At 67.1% G+C, this 17,964-nt stretch carries 22 protein-coding genes and 1 tRNA gene; 6 read left to right on the top strand and 17 right to left on the bottom strand.

Features of this window, described 5'->3' with window-relative positions:
- Positions 1-15: 15 nt before the first annotated feature.
- Positions 16-1,401 (bottom strand): cystathionine beta-synthase, encoded by a 1,386-nt coding sequence (locus tag AB4089_RS02670; protein ID WP_441407782.1) that lies wholly within the window; start codon positions 1,399-1,401, stop codon positions 16-18.
- A 142-nt stretch (positions 1,402-1,543) separates the two neighbouring features.
- Here AB4089_RS02670 and AB4089_RS02665 point away from each other — a divergent pair, with 142 nt between their 5' ends.
- On the top strand, positions 1,544-2,677 hold the full coding sequence (locus tag AB4089_RS02665; protein ID WP_441407934.1) for an SLC13 family permease: 1,134 nt from the start codon (positions 1,544-1,546) through the stop codon (positions 2,675-2,677).
- A 74-nt stretch (positions 2,678-2,751) separates the two neighbouring features.
- On the opposite strand, the gene AB4089_RS02660 is transcribed toward AB4089_RS02665, so the two are convergent.
- The gene (locus AB4089_RS02660; RefSeq protein WP_441407781.1) at positions 2,752-3,174 is read right to left on the bottom strand and encodes a VOC family protein; all 423 of its coding nucleotides are present in this window, start codon (positions 3,172-3,174) and stop codon (positions 2,752-2,754) included.
- Positions 3,175-3,337: 163 nt separating this feature from the next.
- On the opposite strand from AB4089_RS02660, the gene AB4089_RS02655 reads away from it, so the two are divergent.
- Complete coding sequence (locus tag AB4089_RS02655; RefSeq protein WP_441407780.1) at positions 3,338-4,318, top strand: DNA-3-methyladenine glycosylase family protein; 981 nt, start codon at positions 3,338-3,340, stop codon at positions 4,316-4,318.
- 26 nt (positions 4,319-4,344) lie between these two features.
- Here AB4089_RS02655 and AB4089_RS02650 read toward each other — a convergent pair whose 3' ends face one another.
- Positions 4,345-6,021 (bottom strand): AMP-binding protein, encoded by a 1,677-nt coding sequence (locus AB4089_RS02650; RefSeq protein ID WP_441407779.1) that lies wholly within the window; start codon positions 6,019-6,021, stop codon positions 4,345-4,347.
- Between the two features lie 111 nt (positions 6,022-6,132).
- Between AB4089_RS02650 and AB4089_RS02645 the strand changes: the two genes are divergently transcribed.
- Positions 6,133-6,411: a putative quinol monooxygenase gene (locus AB4089_RS02645; RefSeq protein WP_390203660.1), complete on the top strand. Its 279-nt coding sequence runs from the start codon at positions 6,133-6,135 to the stop codon at positions 6,409-6,411.
- Positions 6,412-6,543: 132 nt separating this feature from the next.
- Here the strand turns inward: AB4089_RS02645 and trxA are convergent, their stop codons facing one another.
- From trxA to AB4089_RS02630, 3 genes are all read right to left on the bottom strand, one after another.
- Entirely contained in the window at positions 6,544-6,957 is a 414-nt protein-coding gene (gene trxA, locus AB4089_RS02640) for a thioredoxin (protein ID WP_018773584.1), read from the bottom strand.
- A 78-nt stretch (positions 6,958-7,035) separates the two neighbouring features.
- Positions 7,036-7,581 (bottom strand): acyl-CoA thioesterase, encoded by a 546-nt coding sequence (locus tag AB4089_RS02635; RefSeq protein ID WP_441407778.1) that lies wholly within the window; start codon positions 7,579-7,581, stop codon positions 7,036-7,038.
- 45 nt (positions 7,582-7,626) lie between these two features.
- Positions 7,627-8,355 (bottom strand): Type 1 glutamine amidotransferase-like domain-containing protein, encoded by a 729-nt coding sequence (locus AB4089_RS02630; RefSeq protein ID WP_441407777.1) that lies wholly within the window; start codon positions 8,353-8,355, stop codon positions 7,627-7,629.
- A gap of 135 nt (positions 8,356-8,490) precedes the next feature.
- Between AB4089_RS02630 and AB4089_RS02625 the strand changes: the two genes are divergently transcribed.
- A complete protein-coding gene (locus AB4089_RS02625) occupies positions 8,491-8,925 on the top strand; it encodes a DUF7144 family membrane protein (RefSeq protein ID WP_441407776.1) in 435 nt (144 codons plus the stop codon).
- Positions 8,926-8,937: 12 nt separating this feature from the next.
- Here AB4089_RS02625 and AB4089_RS02620 read toward each other — a convergent pair whose 3' ends face one another.
- The 6 genes from AB4089_RS02620 to AB4089_RS02595 all read right to left on the bottom strand — a co-directional run bounded on the left by AB4089_RS02620 (position 8,938) and on the right by AB4089_RS02595 (position 13,826).
- Entirely contained in the window at positions 8,938-9,387 is a 450-nt protein-coding gene (locus AB4089_RS02620; RefSeq protein ID WP_441407775.1) for a VOC family protein, read from the bottom strand.
- Entirely contained in the window at positions 9,387-9,929 is a 543-nt protein-coding gene (locus tag AB4089_RS02615) for a GNAT family N-acetyltransferase (RefSeq protein WP_441407774.1), read from the bottom strand. Before AB4089_RS02615 ends, AB4089_RS02620 begins: the two co-directional genes overlap by 1 nt.
- An 86-nt stretch (positions 9,930-10,015) precedes the next feature.
- Positions 10,016-10,426, bottom strand: coding sequence for a DUF1801 domain-containing protein (locus tag AB4089_RS02610; RefSeq protein ID WP_441407773.1), 411 nt, complete (start codon positions 10,424-10,426; stop codon positions 10,016-10,018).
- Positions 10,410-11,141: an MgtC/SapB family protein gene (locus AB4089_RS02605; RefSeq protein WP_441407772.1), complete on the bottom strand. Its 732-nt coding sequence runs from the start codon at positions 11,139-11,141 to the stop codon at positions 10,410-10,412. The genes AB4089_RS02610 and AB4089_RS02605 overlap by 17 nt, the downstream gene beginning before the upstream one ends.
- Before the next feature lie 155 nt (positions 11,142-11,296).
- Positions 11,297-12,889 (bottom strand): ABC transporter permease, encoded by a 1,593-nt coding sequence (locus AB4089_RS02600; protein WP_441407771.1) that lies wholly within the window; start codon positions 12,887-12,889, stop codon positions 11,297-11,299.
- Entirely contained in the window at positions 12,882-13,826 is a 945-nt protein-coding gene (locus tag AB4089_RS02595; RefSeq protein WP_441407770.1) for an ATP-binding cassette domain-containing protein, read from the bottom strand. Before AB4089_RS02595 ends, AB4089_RS02600 begins: the two co-directional genes overlap by 8 nt.
- A gap of 153 nt (positions 13,827-13,979) precedes the next feature.
- Between AB4089_RS02595 and AB4089_RS02590 the strand changes: the two genes are divergently transcribed.
- Positions 13,980-14,465, top strand: coding sequence for a DUF1810 domain-containing protein (locus AB4089_RS02590; RefSeq protein ID WP_441407769.1), 486 nt, complete (start codon positions 13,980-13,982; stop codon positions 14,463-14,465).
- 17 nt (positions 14,466-14,482) lie between these two features.
- On the opposite strand, the gene AB4089_RS02585 is transcribed toward AB4089_RS02590, so the two are convergent.
- The 4 genes from AB4089_RS02585 to AB4089_RS02570 form a co-directional block, all read right to left on the bottom strand.
- Entirely contained in the window at positions 14,483-15,634 is a 1,152-nt protein-coding gene (locus AB4089_RS02585) for an EAL domain-containing protein (protein WP_441407768.1), read from the bottom strand.
- Positions 15,631-15,807 carry a DUF1059 domain-containing protein gene (locus AB4089_RS02580; RefSeq protein ID WP_441407767.1) on the bottom strand — a complete coding sequence of 59 codons (177 nt, stop codon included), beginning with the start codon at positions 15,805-15,807 and terminating at the stop codon, positions 15,631-15,633. Before AB4089_RS02580 ends, AB4089_RS02585 begins: the two co-directional genes overlap by 4 nt.
- Before the next feature lie 134 nt (positions 15,808-15,941).
- Positions 15,942-16,319, bottom strand: coding sequence for an META domain-containing protein (locus AB4089_RS02575; RefSeq protein ID WP_441407766.1), 378 nt, complete (start codon positions 16,317-16,319; stop codon positions 15,942-15,944).
- 70 nt (positions 16,320-16,389) lie between these two features.
- The gene (locus tag AB4089_RS02570) at positions 16,390-16,983 is read right to left on the bottom strand and encodes a DinB family protein (RefSeq protein WP_441407765.1); all 594 of its coding nucleotides are present in this window, start codon (positions 16,981-16,983) and stop codon (positions 16,390-16,392) included.
- 120 nt (positions 16,984-17,103) lie between these two features.
- Here AB4089_RS02570 and AB4089_RS02565 point away from each other — a divergent pair, with 120 nt between their 5' ends.
- Positions 17,104-17,673, top strand: coding sequence for a LysM peptidoglycan-binding domain-containing protein (locus tag AB4089_RS02565; protein ID WP_441407764.1), 570 nt, complete (start codon positions 17,104-17,106; stop codon positions 17,671-17,673).
- A gap of 151 nt (positions 17,674-17,824) precedes the next feature.
- On the opposite strand, the gene AB4089_RS02560 is transcribed toward AB4089_RS02565, so the two are convergent.
- A tRNA-Tyr gene (locus AB4089_RS02560) sits at positions 17,825-17,906 on the bottom strand.
- Positions 17,907-17,964: the final 58 nt, after the last annotated feature.

Here is a 17,964-nt window from a genome sequence, read left to right as displayed (position 1 = left end):
GACTCCTTGAACTGGTCAGTTGCTGAGGTAGGCGAGGAGGTCGTGGCGGGTCAGGATCCCCACCGGAGCGCCGACAAAGGTCACCATGAGGGTGTCGGTCTCGGAGAGGAGTTCGCGGGCGGTCGAGATCGATTCGAGCGAGCCGATCACGGGGAGGCGGGCCTCCATGTGTTCGGAGATCTTGTCCGAGAGCTTGGCCTCGCCGCGGAAGAGCTTGGCCGTGAGGGTGCGTTCGTCCACGGCGCCAAGCACCTCGCCCATGACCACGGGCGGTTCCTGGGACAGGACGGGGATGTGCGAGACGCCGTACTCGTTCATGATGTTGATGACATCGCGGACGGACTCGTTGGGGTGGATGTGCACGAGGTCCGGGAGTTCACCGGTCTTGGCCTTGAGGACCTCCCCCACCGACGCCTCGTCCCCGCTGGCCAGGAAGCCGTAGGAGCGCATCCACTGGTCGTTGAAGATCTTGGCGAGGTAGCCGCGGCCGGAGTCCGGCAGGATGACCACGACGACGGCGTCCGCCGGGAGGTCTTTGGCGACCTCCAGTGCGGCCACGACGGCCATGCCCGAGGACCCGCCCACCAGCAGGCCTTCTTCGCGGGCCAGCCGGCGCGTCATCGCGAAGGAATCGGCGTCGCTGACGGCAATGACGTCGTCCGGGACGGACTTGTCATAGTTGGCCGGCCACATGTCCTCGCCGACGCCCTCGACAAAGTAGGGACGGCCCGTCCCGCCGGAGTACACCGAGCCCGCGGGGTCCGCGCCGATGATCTTCACGACGCCGCCCTCGGCCCCGGGCCGCTTGGCGGAAACTTCCTTGAGGAACCGGCCGGTGCCGGTGATCGTGCCGCCGGTCCCGGCGCCGATCACGCAGTGCGTGATGAGCCCGTCGGTGTCGTTCCAGATCTCCGGACCGGTGGATTCGTAGTGGCTCGCCGGGGCCGCAGGGTTGGAGAACTGGTCCGGCTTGTACGCGCCCGGGATCTCGGTGACGAGCCGGTCGGAGACGCCGTAGTAGCTTTGCGGGCTGTCCGGCGGGACGGCGGTGGGGGTGACCACCACTTCTGCGCCGTAGGCCTGGAGCACGGCCCGCTTGTCCTCGCCGACCTTGTCCGGCACCACGAAGATGCAGCGGTAGCCCTTCTGCTGCGCCACGAGCGCCAGGCCCACGCCGGTGTTGCCCGAGGTCGGTTCCACGATCGTGCCGCCGGGCAGGAGCTTGCCCGTCCGTTCGGCCTCCTCGATCATCTTTGCCGCAATGCGGTCCTTGATCGAACCGCCGGGGTTCAGGTATTCGAGTTTCACGAGGACGGTGGCTGCGATGCCGTCGGTCACGTGGTTGAGTTTGACGAGCGGCGTATGGCCGATGAGGTCCAGGATGGACTGGGCGTACTTCATGGGTACTAAGTTACCGTCTCCGGCGCGTCAGCCATGTCGGCGGGGCCACGGCTCCTCGTTCCGCTCCGGCGGGTGCGAGGATTAGCCGGTGAAGTGGATCGCCCGGCTGAAGAAGCTCAAGAGTTATGCGCTGCCCGGGGGCATGCTGCTGGCCGGATGCGTGGCCTTGGCGACCGGGCTCCTGCCCGTGCCGGCTTTCCAGGAACTCGCGGCACGGACAGCGCCGGTGCTGGCGTTCGTGGTGGCGATGTCCCTGGTCACCGAGCTCGTGGATGAGGCCGGGCTCTTCCGGGTGGTCACCGAGCGGCTGGCCGCCCTGGGCCGCGGCCGGGTCCTGCTCCTGTGGTTCCTCGTGATCGCCCTCGCCACCGTTTCCACGGTGTTCCTGTCACTGGATACGACGGCGGTCCTGGTGACTCCCGTCGTGGTGCTGCTGGCCATTCACGCCCGCATCCCGCCGCTGCCGTTCGCGCTGACCACGGTGTGGCTGGCGAACACGGCCTCGCTGCTGCTGCCGGTCTCCAACCTGACCAACCTGCTGGCACAGGACCGGCTCAAGCTCAGCCCCGCCGCGTTCGCCGCCCTGGTGTGGGCGCCCGCTCTGGTGGGGATCCTGGTGCCGCTGGTGCTCCTGTGGTTGGCGTTCCGGAAGGATCTGCGCGGCAAGTACGGACCGCAGCCGGTCCATAAGGTGCGGGACCGGGTGCTGCTGTACGCGGCATCCGGCGTCATGGTGGTCCTGCTGCCCGCGCTGGTCTCCGGAGTTCCGGTGCAGATCCCCGCGATCGCGGCGGCCGCGGCCCTGCTCCTGCTGTTCCTCTGGCGGCGGCGCTCCGTTCTGCGATGGTCCATGATTCCGTGGCGCCCGCTCATGCTCACATCCGGGCTGTTCATGGTGGTGGAGGCCCTGCACGCCAATGGCCTCACCGGGTTCCTGTCCGGGATCGCCGGCACGGGCGAGAGTCTTCCGGCGCTCCTTCAGCTGGCCGGCCTGGGCGCCGGGGCAGCCAACGCCGTCAACAACCTGCCGGCCTATCTGGCCCTGGAACCGGTGGCCGGCTCCCCGGCCCGGCTGGCCGCCCTGCTGATCGGCGTGAACCTGGGCCCGCTGGTGACCCCGTGGGCGTCCCTGGCCACGCTTCTGTGGCACGAACGGCTCCGCGCCCTCAACGTGGAGATCCGCTGGGGAGGCTTCGCCTTGGCCGGCGTAGTCGCCGTTGTCCTCACCGTCCCGCTGGCGGTGGTGGCACTGTGGCTCACCACGGGGATGCACTGATTCCTGGTGCGCGGAAGGGGGAGCACGCCGGCCGCCGGCGTCAGGCGCCGGCGTCAGGCGGCGGCATGAATACCTCAGGCGCCGATGTCATCCGCCGATGCGCCGGCGCCACCCTCACGCGGCGCGCTCTGCCAGAGACCGACCACATTGCCTTCAGTGTCCCTGAAGTAGGCGGCCCAGCCCATGGTGCCGACCTCCTGCCGCGCCAGGACCGTGCTGCCGCCCAAGGAGTTGATCTTCTCCAGCGCCGCATCAATGTCATCGACATCCACGGTGACCACCGGGGACGTGAGGTCCCCCTCGCGGTGGAACATGCCGCCGTTGATGGAGCCCGCAACGGAGGGCATGCCCGTCGCATCCGTCGGCGTCGTCTTGATCATGGAATAACTCATCTCCGGCATGACGCTGACCTCCCAGCCAAACGCCGAACTGTAGAACTCCCGTGCGCGGCTCTCGTCGTCTGCGGGGATTTCAAAATGTACAACTCCACCAGCCATCACACTCTCCCAAGAACAAGGATTCGGGCCACGATCCGGGCGCCGGCGCGCCACGCCCCAGCCGGAGTCTAGCCCCCGCAGCCTTGGAGGTTAAGGGCCCTACGGCCCAGGCTCCGCGCCGGCTGATGCGGCCGCCGTCAGGGGGCCGTGGGAACATGTTTGAATGACCGTTGCCGACGTGCCCGCAGGCCTTGCCGCCGCGGCGGACGCCTCACTGCGGTGGCACCCGGGTGGTCCGTTCGACCTGATGCAGACCATCGGCCCGCTCCTGCGCGGCCACGGCGACCCGGCCATCCGCACCGCCCCGGACGGGGTCTGGCTCGCGTTTACAACACCGTACGGCCCGGCCACTTTGCGCCTTGCGACGGCGGGGCCGCGGGCGGACCCGGCAGTGGACGCACAGGCCTGGGGGCCCGGGGCGGTGGACGCTATCGATTCCGTCCCGCGCATGCTCGGCAGCGAGGACGACTGGTCCGGGTTCGATGAGCCCGCGTTCCATGCCACGCTCCCGCGGATGGTGGTGGAAGCCCGACGCCGGAACCTCGCGCTGCGCCTGCCCGCCACCGGCCGGATCATCGACTCACTGGTGCCGACCATCCTAGAGCAGAAGGTCACCGTCATCGAGGCCCGCCGCGGCTACCGTTACCTGATGTACCGCTTCGGGACGCCGGCGCCGGGGGCCGGCACGGTCGCTCCCGCCAATCTGCTGGTCCAGCCGACGGCCGCGCAGTGGCTGCACATTCCGTCCTGGGAATGGCACCAGGCCGGCGTGGGCCCGCAGCGCTCGGCAACCGTCATGCGGGCCCTGCGGTCCGCCGTCGCGCTCGAACGGCTCGCCGCCCTCCCCGCCGTGGAGGCCGGGGCCAAGCTGCAGACCCTTCCCGGGATCGGGGTGTGGACGGCGGCGGAGGTGGTCCAACGCACGCACGGCTGCCCGGACTCGATCGCCGTGGGCGATTACCACCTTGCGGCCTACGTGGGCGCGGCGCTGACCGGCCGCCGGACCGACGACGCCGGCATGCTCTCCCTGCTGGCCCCCTGGGCAGGGCACCGGCAGCGGGTGGTCCGGATGATCGGCCTGAGCGGCTTCCGGAAACCGACCTTCGGCCCGCGCATGACCATCCAGGACCACCGCCGCCACTGACCCGCGTTGCTGTCAGGCGTCGGTGTTTAGAGGCCCAGCCGGGCCGCGGCCTCCTGGCGCATGTCCACCTTGCGGATCTTGCCGGAGACGGTCATCGGGAAGCTTTCGCGGACGTCCACGTAGCGCGGGATCTTGTAGTGCGCCAGCTTGCCGCGGCAGAACTCGGCCAGGCCGGCGGCGTCCAGCGGCGCGGCTCCGGGTTTGAGGATCACGCAGGCCATCAGTTCCTCGCCGTACTTGGCGTCCGGGACGCCGATCACCTGCACGTCCTGGATGTCCGGGTGGGTGTAGAGGAATTCCTCGATCTCCCGCGGATAGATGTTCTCGCCGCCGCGGATCACCATGTCCTTGATCCGGCCCTCGATCACGATGTAGCCGCCATCGTCCATCCGGGCGAGGTCCCCGGTGTGCATCCAGCCCTCGTCGTCGATCGCCTCGGCGGTCTTGTCCGGCTGGTCCCAGTACCCCCGCATCACGGCGTAGCCGCGCGTGCAGAGTTCGCCGATCCCGCCGCGTTCCAGCTCATCCCCGGTCACCGGGTCCACGATCCGGCTCTCCAAGTTGGGCATGCTCCGGCCGACAGTCTCCGTCCGCTGGGCCATGGTGTCCACGCTCCGGGTCATGGTGGACACCGGCGAAGTCTCGGTCATTCCGTAGCAAATGGCGACGTCGTTCATGTTCATCTCGCCGATGACCCGGTTCATCACCTCGATCGGGCACAGCGATCCGGCCATGACACCCGTGCGCAGTGTCGAGAGGTCGTAGGAGGCGAAGTCCGGCAGCGCGAGCTCGGCGATGAACATGGTCGGCACACCGTACAGCGAGGTCCCGCCGAAGTCCTGCACGGCCTCCAGTGCGGCGGCCGGCGAGAACGCCCGGCCGGGGATGATGGTGGCGGCGCCGTGGCTGAGGGCCGCCAAGTTTCCGATCACCATGCCGAAGCAGTGATAGAACGGCACCGGGATGACCACGCGGTCGTGTTCGGTATACCCCAGCTGCTCGCCGATCGAGTAGCCGTTGTTCAGGATGTTGTGGTGCGTCAGCGTGGCGCCCTTGGGGAAACCCGTGGTGCCCGAGGTGTACTGCAGGTTGATGGGATCGTGCGCATCCAGGTCCGCCATGCGCGCTTTCAGGGCGGAATGTGCGACGTCGTCAGCCCGCTTGAGCAGCTCGGCGTACGTGCGCTCCGACTCGTTGCCGGGCTCGCCGGCGCTCAGCCCGGCCAGGCCGGCATCGGGGAGGAAGACCAGCTCGCGCAGCTCCGGACACGCCGCCAATGCCTGCCGCGCCATCGCGGTGTAGTCGCTGTTCCGGTCCGAGGGTGCGGTGACCAGCATGCGCATGCCGTTCTGCTGGACCACGAACTCGAGCTCGTGGCTGCGGTAGGCGGGGTTGACGTTGACCAGGATCGCCCCGATCTTCGCGGTGGCGTACTGCAGGATGGTCCATTCGGCGCAGTTGGGGCTCCAGATGCCGATCCTCTCGCCCTTAGCAACGCCCAAGGCGAGGAGCGCACGCGCGAGGCGGTCGACGTCGTCGTTCAGCTTGGTGTAGCTCCACCGCCGGGCCTCTTCGCCGGGCACCGCGGCCGCCTCGATCAGGGCGTCCTGGTACGGGAACCGCGCGGCGATCCGTTCGAAGTTCGCACCAATGGTTTCCTCGAGCAGCGGGACGTCAGTGTCCCCGGCTGTGTAAGCACGCATGAAGTGACGCTACCAACTGACCGGGGGCAAAAGAAGAGCAAAGCTTGGAAGTCCTATGAAATCTTGGGTCATCTTCCGGCCGCTGCGCAGCGGCCCGGTAGGGTAATTTCCATGACTGCACCCGTTGACCTTCAGGCCATATTCATCCCCAACGACGGCGAATTCTTCCGCGTGAAGCTCGCCCTGGACATCGCGATTGACGAGGTAGTCAACGAGCCCGGCTGTATCCGCTACGAGCTCACGGAGGCCAGTGAGGACAAGCTCGTCCTGACCGAACGCTGGGCCAGCCAGGCAGACCTGGACAAGCACTCCAAGGGCACGGCCGTCCAGGACCTGAACGAATCCCTCAGCGCACTGCTGGCCGAGCCGGTCAAACTGGAAACCCTCTAGGCGCCCCGCCCGCCACAACGCCACAAAGAACGCCACAACAAACGCGGGGTCACTCCGCGCCCATCCTGCGAGGGAATCATGGGCGCGGAGTGACCCCGCGTTGCTTTAAGTTTCCGAGGAGGCCGTGGAGCCTCAGGCTTCCGGAATCTGGGTCCCGTCCTGCTTGGCCGCCGCTGCGGCGGCCTCAGCCTGGGACCGGGCCACATGGGCGTGGACTTCCTCCATGTCCAGGGCCTTGACGGCGTCGACCACCTGCTCCAGCTGCTGGGCATTCAGGGCGCCGGGCTGGGAGAACACCAGGACCTTTTCGCGGAAGGCCATCAGCGTGGGGATCGAGGTGATGCCGGCCTCGGCGGCCAGCTGCTGCTCAGCCTCGGTGTCCACCTTGGAGAAGACAACGTCCGGGTGCTTCTCGGAGATCGCGGAGTACGTGGGGCCAAACTGCTTGCACGGGCCGCACCATTCGGCCCAGAAATCGACGAGGACAATGTCGTTATCCTCGACTGTCGATGCGAACTGTTCACCTGTGATGTCTACGGTAGCCATGAGTCAACGGTACGGGAGCAGGCGCGGATTGTCCCCGGCATTACGCTGTTGGCACATCCGGGCAGGCGGGTACGGAGGTCACGCCCAGGCGTGCGGAGCCGGGCGCCTGGCGCCGGGCAGGGCGTTGGTTTCGCGCCATTCATGGATCCACCCGGGCAGTTCCAGATCCGCCGGCGGGGCGCCGAACTCGCGGATGATTTCCTCCTGGCTGACGGGCTTGCCTTTGCTGACCAGGCGGGTGGCGATGTACGCACGCGCATAGACCTCGCCGTCCACCACCATCCGCTGCTCGAAGTAGATGGCTTTCGAGTCGAGCCCGATGATCCTCGATTCGATGGTGTACCGCTGCCAAAGCTGCAGCGAGCGGCGGAAGGCGATGGTCTCCCCCGCCGCCACCGGGGTCCAGCCCCGGCGGCGCATCTTCTTCCAGGTTCCGCTGCGGGCCATGAGGTCGAAGCGGCCCAGGTCCATGAGCGAGAAGTACATGCCGTTGTTGACGTGCATGGCGATGTCAATGTCAGTGGGCAGAACCCGCAAGGGCAGCGATGAGTTGTCCCAAATGCTCAGCGGTGAGCGGCGCGAGGACGTGAACAGCAGCAGGAGCGTGCGGAAAAGAAGGTGCATGAGGCAATGTTACTTGCGAGTAACAACTCGTGCCAAGGGGGCGAGCTAGCCATGCGCCGACAGGACTGAGACGGTGGCCTTGGGGCCGGTGCCGCGAATCGTCCAGCAGTTCCCGGTGCCGATCACCTCCAAGGAGTCCAGGTCCGTGTGGTGCAGGACCAGGGCAGTGTTCTCATCCACGGCAGCCGCGCGGTCCACGAGGCCCTTCGCCACCGCGGCGACGGCCCGGCTGAGCGTCCCGGCCTGCGCGGCGTGGACGTCGACGGCGAAGGGCACCAATCCGAGCCCGTCGCGGATCTCCACTTCCTCGAGACCCTCCGAACAATCCACCGGGCATACCTCGGTGCCGCGGATGCGGTAGCCGCCCACGATCGCCCTCGCCGGCGCCACCATCGCCCCGGCAGAGAATCCCATATACGGCACACCATCAGAGACTGCCCGGCGGATGGCCTCGCCGGACGACAGGAGACCTTCCAGGTAGCCCGGCGTCGGGCCGCCGCCCACCACGATCCCGTCGACGTCGTCGAACGCGGAACCAGCCGCGCCCTTGTCAAAGCGGAGAAGGACCGGGACCACCTCGCAGCCGATTCGGGATTCCAGCGGATCCAGATAGGCGGGCAGGAAATATTCCGAACTGCCCTCATGATCAAAGAGGACCAAGGCGACGCGCGGAACCCTCCCAGGGGCCCGGAACCGGAGTTCCCTGACGAACCGGTCGAAGACGACGGGAGTGGTGACGGTGTCCGGGCCCCCGCCGACAAGCAAGATGGTCATGGCTTCAAAGTACCCCCAGCGATTGACCGGCGCTGAGCGTGAGGAACATAATCGGAATCGGTACTAGCTTCGTGACACGACTGCGCCGACCAAGAGGCCGACGGCAGAGCATTCAAACGGAAAGCGGTCGGCATTATGAGCACTGTCCATCATCCCGTCGCTTCGACTGGCTGGACCGGTTGGGTCCGCTTCGCCGGAGTCATTCTGATCATCAACGGCGTCTTCAGTGGTCTTCAGGGACTCGTCGCGCTCACCGGACCGGACACCTACTACCTATCGACGCCGGGAAGCCTGTTCCTCTTCGATGCGAAGGGGTGGGGCTGGTGGAATCTGGCGATCGGAGTGCTCTTGATTCTCACCGGCGTCGCGCTCTTCTCAGGCGCAATGTGGGCCCGGGTGGTTGGCGTCGTCCTGGCCGGCATCAGCGCAGTGGTGCAGCTGATGCTCATCCCGCAGCAGCCGTGGTGGGCCTTCATCGTCATCGCCATGAACGTGCTGATCATCTACGCGATCATCGCCCACGGCGAGGAATTGAAGGCTGAACAAGCACCTCCAGCAAGCAATCCGTAGGACGCCGGGCGCTCAGTCCGCAGCGATCAGCTCCACTTCGTAGCCGTCTGTGTTGACAAGGTAGGCGGCGAAATGGCCGGGACCGCCCGCGTGCGGGTATTTCTCCGGGAACAGCTCGGCCCAGCCGTGGCTGAGACTCTCGGCCGCCATGGCGTCCACGTGCTCCCGGGTCCCCGCGCTGAAGGCCAGGTGGTTCAGGCCGGGAGCCGTGCGCTCGTGTTCGGTGCCGCTGAGGGCTGGGGACTGCTCGACGACGATGTAGGTTGGCCCGCGACGCCAGCTGCATCCGTTGGTCCAGTCCTGGTAGGGCTCGTAGCCCAGCCGGCCCAGCAGCCAGCCCCACTGGTCTCTGGCGCGTTGCAGGTCCGGCACCCAGAGTTCAACATGGTGCAGCGCACCAAAGTCCCCAGGCGCATTCGGAACAGCTGCATTCGGAACAGCCGCCTCCGGAACAGCTGCCATCAGAAGAGGATCCGCTGGAACAGGACGTGGTCCTGCCATGAACCGGCGATGTGAAGGTACCGTGGCGCCAGCCCGATCTCCTCAAAAGCCGCACGCTTCAGGATCCGCTGTGACGCGGTATTGTGCGGGAGGGTGGCGGCCTGCAACCGGTGCAGGCCCAGCTCGGACCGCGCCGCTTGGACAGCAAACTCCAGCGCGGCCGAGCCAATCCCCCGCCCGGTCATGTCCTTGTCCACCCAGTAGCCGAGGTGGGCGCTGAGGAAGGGCCCACGGACAATCCCGCTGAGGTTCATCACCCCGACGATGCGGGAGCCCTCCACGAGAACCCATGGCACGTCCGATCCCGCGATGAACAGCCCGAGCTTGGACTCAATGCCGGCGGACTGTCCGTTGACGGTGAAGAAATCCTCGGACCGCAGGGGCTCCCAGGGCGCCAGGTGCTCCCGGTTCCGCAGGTAGGCGTCCGCCAGGGCGCCGGCGTCGGGCCTGCGCAGCACCCGCACCCGCACAGTGTCCGTCAGGGCGGAGCTGTTCTCGGTCATCCGCAGACTCTAACTGTCATCCGGAACGGCTTCAATCAGGGGCCCGGCTTCAGCGTGCTCAGCAGTTCGAGAATGGTCATCGCTCTTTATCGGCCCGGCTTGAGTTTCCGCCAGCCGCCTGCCCGGTTGTCCGCAATGATCTGCCGGAACATCGCGGTGAGTGCCTGCCCGGGGATGGCTTCCCCCTGCCGGAAGGCGACGGTGCGCGCGGTCTTGTTGTCGTGCCCGCCCGTGATGATGCCCTCCGGATCCGGGACTATTCCGCCGTCGTACAGGAAGACGTTGACGTGGTCCTTGGCCGCCAGGAACGCGCAGATGTTGCCGTCAAGGACAAAATAGGGCTGAGTGGTGCGCTTGATGGTCTCGGTAACCGCCGGGTCGGCGGCATGGACCAGTTCACGCACCTGGGCGCAGATATCCTGCTGCCAGTCCGGCAGCGCCGCGATGAAGGCGTCCACCCGGGGGTCCCGTTGCGGGTTTTCAGGAACTGGAGTCATCGTCCTCCTCGTTCGGGTCGGCGCCGCGAACGGTGACACTCTTCACGCCGGGCACATCCAGGAGGTAGGGGACGAGATCCCGCAGCGGAAGATGCCCGTGGAAGCGAATGTCCATGAGGACGATCGGTTTTTGTTCGGTTCCCGATTTGTTGGTGCTCAGGATCGACGAGCTGAAGCCCATATTGGTGGCGATCTCCAACACTTGCCGCAGCACGCCCTGGTTGTCGTCGTAGCCCAGATGCAGGACCCGGTGGGCGTCCGGGGTCGGTATCTTCCTGATGAAGGGAGAGACGACGTACAGCGTGATGAGGTGGAAAAGAGTCAGTGAAACGGCCAGGGACAGCATTCCGGCCCCGCACGCCATGCCGACGGCGGCCGAAACCCAAATGCTCGCGGCCGTCGTCAGGCCCCGGACAACGTTCCGCCCCTTGAAAATCACGCCGGCCCCGAGGAAACCGATGCCGCTGACAATTTGCGCCGCAATGCGGGCCGGGTCCATGGTGCCCCCGGGCGGCTGAGCGGCTGCGAAACCGTAGGCGGAGATCAGAGTAAAGGTGCACGATCCCAGCCCGACGAGTACGTGGGTGCGGTAGCCCGCGACCTTTTGCCGGACCTGCCGCTCGGTACCAATCAGGGAACAGAGGACAAATGTCGCCAGCAGCAGCCCGATTTCCACCAGTGTGGTTGGGGTATATATCCCATATGCGTCCTGCATCCCGCCCTCCGGCCCGGCCCGAGAGTGGCGCCCCGTTCCGGACGCCGGCGGCTCCGGCCAACTCTGAGGTACGCCAACGACTCCCTTGATCTTGATCGTACCGCCGCCCCCTTGCTGGGAGTAGGGTCTGCCGAACAGGGGCGGGTCTGTTCCGCTCAGGCCGCGAGATCGCGGCGGCGCCAGCCGGAGTAGCCCACCGCGGCGAGCGCAGAAGCCGTCACGGTGAGTCCCAGCAACGGCCCCACGGCGCCGGAATCCAACGGAAGCAGCGGCGAATGCCGGAACGGGGAGAGCTCCATCAGCCACTCCGGGGCGTTCCACAGTACGCCGAACTCGCCCAGGGCCACGAACAACAGCAGCAGGGCCCAGACAGCCCCGGTGAGCCGGGGCGCCCAGCCGAACACGGCCAGTACCGCTGATGTCATGACCCAGGCCGCGGGGATCTGGGCGGCGGCGGCCACGGTGACGCGTCCAAGCTGGTTTCCGTCGGCCAGCACCGCCGCTGCGCCGGCTCCGACCGACAACCCGGCCAGCAGCATGAGCACGGCGACGCCGGCGAGCGCCAGGGCGAAATGGCTGGTGGCCCAGCGCGGCCGGGTGGTGGCCGTGCCCAGCAGGGCCTCGACGTGGCCGTCTGTCTCCTCGTCGCGGAGCCGGCTGGCCGCCGAGAGCCCGTAGGCGGCGGCCAGCAGCCCCATAATGCTGATCTCCGCGGCAATGAAGGCGTCCGTCATGGCCTGGGTTCCGCCCAGCATCTTGATCAGGTCCTGGGCGTTTGGGGAACTCAGCAAGTCCGTGACGTTGCCGACCAGCGATCCGATCACCACGCCGAACACCACGAACGCCACCGCCCACGCGGCAAGCATCCTTAGTTGGAGCCGCACGGCGAGGTCCCAGACACCGCGGAGGGAACCTCGCGCCGGGCCGGGGCGCTCCTCCCGCAGGCCCGAGCCAAGGTCACGGCGGGCGCGGAGGCCGACGGCCACTGGCACCAGGATAACGCACAGTGACAGCGGCAGGGCGATCACCCACCATTGGTCCCCGGCAAAGGCCCGGATCTGCTGGTTCCAGCCAATCGGCGAAAGCCAGGACATGGCGGACGGCCCGGGTTCGGCGAGGTCCCCCACGGCCCGCAGCGCATAGGTCACTGCCACGACGCCTACGCCCATTCCCGTGGCGGCCCGCGCACTGGCGGTGACCTGGGCGGTGACCCCGGCCACGGCGCTGTACGCCATGCCGGTCGCGGCCCAGCCGAGTCCAAACGCCAGCGACCCGGCGGCAGGAAGTCCGCCGGCGGCCAGGGACAAGGCCGTTACCAGTCCGAGGACCACACTCGATCCGAAGCTGATGGCGAGGGCGGCCGCGAGTGGGGCGTCGCGGCCCAGCCGCCCTCCCCCGAGCAACTCCAGCCGCCCCGACTCTTCGTCGCTGCGGGTGTGCCGGACGGTGATGCTCACCATCAGGACGGCCAGGATGGCTGCCATGAAGGCCGTGTACTTGATGAGGGACAGCGCTCCCAGTGATGTGGGGTCATACACCCGGCCGAATAGCGCCACGAGCGAGGCCGTGGCGTTCAGGGCCGTCGCGGCATCGACCCGGCTCCCGACGTCGGGGTACAGTTCGGCGCCGGCCGCGGCGGTGGAATAGGTCGTTAGGGCGAATCCCGCGATCCATGCCGGCAGCAGCCAGCGGTCGCGCCGGAGTCCGAGCCGGACCAGGACCGTTGTACCCGCCAACGTTTCACGCATCACCGGACCGCCCGTTGCCGGACTCGGCTGCGGACACTGCCGCGGCCGCGGGGACCGCTGCGCCATAGTGGCGGAGGAAGAGGTCCTCGAGGGTTGGCGGTTGGCTGGTCAGCGCGAGGAGGCCCGCGTCGGTCAGCGCACGCATGAGCGGGGCCAGGCCGGACGGTTCCACCTGCGCGCTGACGCGGTGGTTTGTGATGACGACGTCGTGGACCCCCGGCAGGATGTCCAAACCCGGCGGCACCGCTGAGACGTCGGCTGTGACGGTGGTCCTGGTCAAGTGCCTGAGCTCCTCAAGCCGCCCGGAGTCCACCACTTGGCCCGCACGGATGATGCTGACGCGGTCGGACAACGCCTCGGCCTCGCTGAGGATGTGGCTGCTCAGCAGCACCGTGCGGCCTTGGTTCCGCAGGTCCCGGATACAGCCGCGGAAAACGTCCTCCATGAGCGGGTCCAGGCCGCTGGTGGGCTCGTCCAGCAAGAACAGCTCAGCGTCGGTGGACAGTGCCGCGATCAGGGCAACTTTCTGCCGGTTGCCTTTGGAGTACGCCCGGGACTTCTTGGTGGGGTCGAGGTCGAATGCCTCAAGGAGCCGGTCCCGCCGGGCCGCGTCCTGGCCGCCCTGGAGCCGGCCGAGGAGGTCGATCACCTCGCCGCCGGTCAGGTTGGGCCAGAGCGCCACGTCCCCTGGAACATAGGCCAGGCGCCGGTGCAGGCTCGCGACGTCGCGCCACGGGTCCAGGCCCAGCACCCGGCTGGAACCCGCGTTGGCCCGGAGCATGCCCAGCAGCAGGCGGATCGTTGTCGATTTGCCTGCACCGTTCGGGCCTAGGAACCCGTGCACCTCGCCGGCCTCAACTGAAAAATCCAACCCGTTCAGGGCAACCACCGGCCCGAAGCGCTTTACAACCCCGGCCATCTCCACCACGCTCGCCATGGGGGACACAATACGCCTGAGACCGACAATTTGATCCCAGCCGAAAGGCCTGTCACCTTAGGGCACACTGCCTCGTCCCTGGCACTGCCCTGTCGCTCCCTGTCGCTTCCACGGCCCTGTCGCTTCGCGATCCGGCGACGTAGCCTAGCGAACATGGAAGACCCCTACGATCTTGAACGGTTCGTGATCGCCCAAGATGCAGGCGGAACCTATGGGCACGCCCTGGCGGAGTTGAGGTCGGGCATGAAGCGGAGCCACTGGATGTGGTTCGTTTTCCCCCAGCTCGCAGGCCTGGGCCACAGCGAAACCGCCCGCAAATATGCCATCTCCTCCCTGGACGAGGCCCGGGCCTACATCCGGCATGAGCTCCTTGGTCCCCGTCTGCGGGAAGTTGCCGCCGCAGTGGCCTCCCTGGAGGGCCGGTCTGCGGTGCAGATTTTTGGCAGCATCGACGCGCGGAAGCTTCACTCGTCCATGACGCTGTTCCGGCTTGCAGCCCCGGGTGAATCCGTGTTCCGAGATGTCCTGGACCGCTACTTCGAGGGCAGGGAGGACCCCGGCACGGGACAGTTGTTGGATGGACAACTGCTGGCGGGGCAGTCCGGCGACGCGGACCAGCCGAGCGATCCGGATGGTTAGCCGTCCGGGGCGGACCGTTAGCTGTCCGGCGCAGCCAGGGCGGTGATCATCCGCTCCATGCGCGCGACGCCGGCAAAGCGGCCGGCGTTGTCCGTCACCAGAAGGGGGTCAAACCGGTTGCCCTGAGTCCGGGTCATGCAACGCGCCAGTGCCTCGCCGATCGGCGTTTCCAGGTTGACCCGCATTCCCGGGCTCACCATGCCCATGGCCGCCGCGGCGGGATCGAGCACTGCGACCGGCCGCAGGTGTTCCCCCATCAGCACCACGGACTGCAGGGCAGGGTTGGCATCAAAAGCGGCAGCCGCCGTCGCCGTCGTGGTGGCCGTCGTCGCGGGTTCCGCGATGTCCCGAATAATGCTCCGCTGCGTCACCGGGGGTTTGGACGCCAGGCGGTGGGCGACGTCAAGATCGATCTGCACCCAGGCCGGTCCCGGCCGGGCCAGGCAATACCCCTGGACAAGCGGCACGCCGAGGGCCACCAGTGCGTCCAGTTCCTCCACCCGTTCCACTCCCTCGGCCAGGATCCAGGCGTCGACCCGGCTGGCAAAGGTTCCGAGCATGGAGATCAGGGCCCGTTTGGCCTCGTCACGGTCGAGGTCCTGGACGAGTTCGCGATCGATCTTGATCAGCGAGGGCCGCAACGCCAGGAGGTGGCGGAGCCCCGCATAGCCGGCCCCGGCGTCGTCGACGGCGATCAGCGCGCCGGCGGCGCGCAGCTGGTTCAGGTCGGGCTCGAGCTCCAGATAGGAGTCGATCGGGGTTTGCTCCGTCAGCTCAACCACCAGTCCGCCAAGGTTTCCCTGGCGGCGCCAGATCTCCCGGATATCGTCCGTGAGCAGCAGCTCCGGCGAGACGTTGAGGGTCAGGAAGCAGTTCGCAGGCAGGGTGGGACGTGCCGCGAGGGCAGCCCGCAAGGCAGCAGCCTCAAGCTCAGCCGACAGGCCATGAGTGCGCGCTGCGGCAAACCACACTTCGGGGTTCTTTTCGGCGAACCCCGGAAATCGCGCCAGGGCCTCATAGCCCACCACCGTGCCGCGGGCAGTATCAACTATGGGTTGGTAGGCCGCGGAAAGGCCGACACCCCGGCAGGCGGCCGCCAGCTGCTCGTTCCAGTCCGGGCCGGGAACGGCCCCGGCGTGGGGCGGGAGGCCGCCTGCCTCGTGAATCAACTAACGGGAACGATGGCTCTGTGGACGGCCTGCACGACGTCGGCCGGCAGCTCCTCCAGCCCATGCGTCGACGCAGCGTGAGCAGCGACATTGACCAAAATTTCATCTTCCGTACTGCACACCCAGCGTGCTTCACAACCGGGAACCACATCACCACAGGCAAACGACTTCACGAATTCTCCCTTTACTTCTTCGACAGCGGACCGGACAACAGTACGATGGCGGTGCCTCGAAAACTGAGACTTTGCTCGCAGAAAAGCGGGTGTTGCCGGAACACGAACGCCAACAGAGCGCGAAGCCGGCAATGTCACTGCTTGGCCAGGGTCCCGATCTTGTTACCGCTGTTGCCGTAGACGACAAGCACAGTCCCGTCCACTTTGGCGGTGTGCGCCTGCGATAGCCATGTGTCGACGTCGCTGCAGGCCATCATGGTGGATGCGATCGGGCCGAACTCGAAGGAATCGCCCGAAATCGATCCTTTGCCCGTCAAACGATTGCAGCCGTCCGTTCCCTGGAAGGAGCCGTCGTCGGTGATCGTGAGGTTGGGCTGACCTTTGACGGTCTGCCCCCAACTTCCGGCGAACGATTTCAGGGCCGGACCGGAGCACCCCGTGAGTGCCGCCAGCGCCATGCCGGCAACCAGCATGGCAACAACCAGCAGACCGCTTCGGCGCAACCGACTCATGCCGCCATGCTAGTTGAGCTATCTCCCGGACGGAAGGATCATTCCGCCTCTCCGGGTCGCCTTCGGACTGCTAGCGGCCGGCAGTCGGTGCCCCCGCTTCGGCCGCGGCCGCCTCGATCCGGGCCCGGTGAACGGCCCACCCTTCGGGCGTACGCACCGACAAGTTCGGATCCCCCGGGCGCTGGCCAGCACTGCCGTCGATGAGCTCGCGCAGGATGTCCGCGTGGCCGAGGTGATGGGCTGTTTCCACGCACATGTGCACAAGAATCTGGTGCAGGGTCACGTGCTTGCGCTCGTCCGGCCACCAGGGCACCACGCCGGGCGCGTCCAGGGCGAGCTCTTCGATGGTGGCGTCGCTGTGCGCGGCAGAGACCCGGTGGAGCTCTGCGATCTGTTCCCGCGTCTCGCCGGGGGCAGCCCACATGTCGGCGTCCGGTTCCGCATCGTCGGCAAACCATGGCAGTTCCAGGTCGCTGGGCCGGCCAAAGACCTCGCCGAAGTAACCGAGTTCTACGCTGGCCACATGCTTGACCAGGCCCAGCAGGTTGGTGCCCGTGGCCGTGAGGGGCCGGCGCGCGTCGTACTCGCTGAGCCCGTCAAGCTTTGCCAGCAGGCTGGCCCTTCGGGTGCGCAGGTAGGTGTGCAAGATCGCCTTTTCATCCATGACCGGCACTATACCGAACTCCCGGAGCCCATCCGGCGGGAGAAAGGGTTTCATCAAACGTATGGAATAATCAGCGGCAACGGGCCTCGGGGGGAGGCCCCGACTGACAGGACACCCAACGTGAGTCACAGTTCCGGTGTAAAGCGCATCCCGCCAGCCGCCGCAGTTCTTCTGGCCGCGGTTCTTCTGGCTGCAGTCCTCGCCGTCCTGCTGGCAGCCTGCGAATCCGGCGCGGACGCCCAGGGCGAATCCCCGGCGGCCGCTGCCCCTGCAACGACCCCGGCGCCCGCGGGCCTGCAGGGGACGACCGAAACGAACGGGTTCTTCCAGCCGATGCGCTATACGGCTGTCGACGGCGACACCTGGGAGGGAATCGCCGCCCACTTCAGGATGACTCCCGAGATCCTCAGGAGTTTCAACGAACCGGCGTCCATTGCCGCGGGAGAAGTCATCGACCTCAGGGGCGTGGACGTGCCGCAGCTTGGGGCCGGCGGAAGCGTGACCGGGAAGGACGGGCAGGGACGGCTCCAATACGAGACGATCGCAGGAGACACCCCCTCCGGCATCGCGAGCCGCTACGGCGTCCCGCTCTATGCGTTGCGGATTGCCAATCTGAACCTGCTGACCAGCCACGAGTGGATACCGCCCGCCGGCACCACGGTCACCATCCCGAGTCCAACGACCAACTGAGCCGCGGAAATTGAGCCGCGGAAATTCGCGGCCCCTGGACCCTAGGGCCGGGCTCCCGGATCTCCGGGGCGGGCCCGAATGTTGGGGCCTCGGACGTCAGGGCAAAGAAAAAGCCTCCGGAACCTGTTGGTTCCGGAGGCTTTTCCAAGGGTGGCAGATGAGGGATTCGAACCCCCGTAGGCGTTGCCAGCTGATTTACAGTCAGCCCCCTTTGGCCGCTCGGGTAATCTGCCGAACTTCAAAAGAAGATCACTCGCGGTTTCCAGTCCCAGAACGCCTGTTTCCAGTCCG

The sequence above is a fragment of the Arthrobacter sp. 2MCAF15 genome, from assembly GCF_052115605.1.
Classification (GTDB): domain Bacteria; phylum Actinomycetota; class Actinomycetes; order Actinomycetales; family Micrococcaceae; genus Arthrobacter.
Note: the sequence above shows the minus strand (reverse complement) of the source record. Positions and strands in the feature narration are given on the sequence as shown.

Bases quoted from the DNA above. Each gene is read 5' to 3' on its own strand.
- AB4089_RS02670 (WP_441407782.1), bottom strand. From the start codon at position 1,401: ATGAAGTACGCCCAGTCCATCCTGGACCTCATCGGCCATACGCCGCTC.
- AB4089_RS02665 (WP_441407934.1), top strand. From the start codon at position 1,544: ATGCTGCTGGCCGGATGCGTGGCCTTGGCGACCGGGCTCCTGCCCGTG.
- AB4089_RS02660 (WP_441407781.1), bottom strand. From the start codon at position 3,174: ATGGCTGGTGGAGTTGTACATTTTGAAATCCCCGCAGACGACGAGAGC.
- AB4089_RS02655 (WP_441407780.1), top strand. From the start codon at position 3,338: ATGACCGTTGCCGACGTGCCCGCAGGCCTTGCCGCCGCGGCGGACGCC.
- AB4089_RS02650 (WP_441407779.1), bottom strand. From the start codon at position 6,021: ATGCGTGCTTACACAGCCGGGGACACTGACGTCCCGCTGCTCGAGGAA.
- AB4089_RS02645 (WP_390203660.1), top strand. From the start codon at position 6,133: ATGACTGCACCCGTTGACCTTCAGGCCATATTCATCCCCAACGACGGC.
- trxA (WP_018773584.1), bottom strand. From the start codon at position 6,957: ATGGCTACCGTAGACATCACAGGTGAACAGTTCGCATCGACAGTCGAG.
- AB4089_RS02635 (WP_441407778.1), bottom strand. From the start codon at position 7,581: ATGCACCTTCTTTTCCGCACGCTCCTGCTGCTGTTCACGTCCTCGCGC.
- AB4089_RS02630 (WP_441407777.1), bottom strand. From the start codon at position 8,355: ATGACCATCTTGCTTGTCGGCGGGGGCCCGGACACCGTCACCACTCCC.
- AB4089_RS02625 (WP_441407776.1), top strand. From the start codon at position 8,491: ATGAGCACTGTCCATCATCCCGTCGCTTCGACTGGCTGGACCGGTTGG.
- AB4089_RS02620 (WP_441407775.1), bottom strand. From the start codon at position 9,387: ATGGCAGCTGTTCCGGAGGCGGCTGTTCCGAATGCAGCTGTTCCGAAT.
- AB4089_RS02615 (WP_441407774.1), bottom strand. From the start codon at position 9,929: ATGACCGAGAACAGCTCCGCCCTGACGGACACTGTGCGGGTGCGGGTG.
- AB4089_RS02610 (WP_441407773.1), bottom strand. From the start codon at position 10,426: ATGACTCCAGTTCCTGAAAACCCGCAACGGGACCCCCGGGTGGACGCC.
- AB4089_RS02605 (WP_441407772.1), bottom strand. From the start codon at position 11,141: ATGCAGGACGCATATGGGATATATACCCCAACCACACTGGTGGAAATC.
- AB4089_RS02600 (WP_441407771.1), bottom strand. From the start codon at position 12,889: ATGCGTGAAACGTTGGCGGGTACAACGGTCCTGGTCCGGCTCGGACTC.
- AB4089_RS02595 (WP_441407770.1), bottom strand. From the start codon at position 13,826: ATGGCGAGCGTGGTGGAGATGGCCGGGGTTGTAAAGCGCTTCGGGCCG.
- AB4089_RS02590 (WP_441407769.1), top strand. From the start codon at position 13,980: ATGGAAGACCCCTACGATCTTGAACGGTTCGTGATCGCCCAAGATGCA.
- AB4089_RS02575 (WP_441407766.1), bottom strand. From the start codon at position 16,319: ATGAGTCGGTTGCGCCGAAGCGGTCTGCTGGTTGTTGCCATGCTGGTT.
- AB4089_RS02570 (WP_441407765.1), bottom strand. From the start codon at position 16,983: ATGGATGAAAAGGCGATCTTGCACACCTACCTGCGCACCCGAAGGGCC.